The sequence below is a fragment of the Streptomyces sp. NPDC002265 genome (genome assembly GCF_040296125.1).
In the GTDB taxonomy this organism is placed as follows: domain Bacteria; phylum Actinomycetota; class Actinomycetes; order Streptomycetales; family Streptomycetaceae; genus Streptomyces.
Map to the genome: position 1 here is coordinate 1 of NZ_JBEOWS010000712.1, position 1,212 is coordinate 1,212.

A 1,212-nucleotide genomic window follows, 5' to 3' on the forward strand; every position below is an offset into this window, starting at 1 on the left:
CCGATCTGACTCTCCCCGCACGGCTGCCTTCCGGCGCCGTGCGGGGAGAGTCGTTTTCGGGTGAGGGGCGTACCTACGTGGAGTCCGAGCAGGAAGAACCCGACAGACCCGGGGGGGACATACCCGGGAATGTCGAACCGGAGGGGAAAGAATCGTTTCCTCGGCGGCCTCATGCGGGGCGCGGCCTCGGTGACCGGATCTTCCGGGTCCAGCTGACGGCCACCGGAGCGGTGGTTCTCGCCATCATGGCGGCCGTGGGCCTGTTCCTGCTGATGAGAGCGGGTCAGGCGCTCAGCGTCACCGGCCTGTCGTTCCTCACCACCCCCGAATGGCAGCCGGACGTCCACCGGTTCGGCATCGCGGCCGTGCTGACGGGAACGCTGCTGATCGCCGCCGCGGCCGTGACCCTGTCCGTGCCGCTGGCCCTCGGAACCGCGCTGTTCATCTCCGACGTGGCCCCGCGCCGGCTGCGCCGCACCCTCGTCACCCTGGTCGACCTGATGGCCGCCGTGCCCTCGGTGGTCTACGGGCTCTGGGGGCTGTTCTTCCTCCAGCAGCACGTGATCGGCCTGTCGCGCTGGCTGTCCGACTGGTTCGGGTGGATCCCCCTGTTCACGGTGGACGGCACCCAGCCCGGCGACCCGCTCGCCACCGACAGCGTCTACACCGCCTCCACCTTCATCGCCGGGATCGTCGTCGCGCTGATGGTCGCGCCGATCCAGTGCTCGGTGATGCGCGAGGTGTTCGCCCAGGCCCCCGCGGGCGAGCGCGAGGGCGCGTACGCGCTGGGCGCCACCCGCTGGGGAATGATCCGCGCGGTGATCCTGCCGTACGGCAAGGGCGGCATCATCGGCGGCACGATGCTGGGCCTCGGCCGGGCGCTCGGCGAGACGATCGCCGTGTACCTGATCATCTCGCCGGTCTTCACCATCCAGCCGCACATCCTCCAGACCGGCTCGAACTCGGTGTCCTCGCTGATCGCCCTGCACTACGGCGACGCGTCGCCCTTCGGCATGTCGGCGCTGATGGCGGCCGGCCTGGCCCTGTTCCTGCTGACGCTGGCGGTCAACTTCACCGCCTCCTCCATCGCCGCCCGCTCGCGCTCCGGCGCGCAGAGCGACTGAGAGGCCTGACATGACCGTCGTGGAAGACACCAAGACGCTGCCCGCCGCGGCTGTGGAAGCGGCCGTGGCCCCGGAAGCGGCCGGGACC

General features: G+C 70.5%; 1 protein-coding gene. It reads left to right on the forward strand.

Annotated features, from left to right (window positions below):
• The first annotated feature begins 77 nt into the window (after positions 1–77).
• Complete coding sequence (pstC, locus tag ABT085_RS46470) at positions 78–1,124, forward strand: phosphate ABC transporter permease subunit PstC (protein ID WP_351623293.1); 1,047 nt, start codon at positions 78–80, stop codon at positions 1,122–1,124.
• Positions 1,125–1,212: the final 88 nt, after the last annotated feature.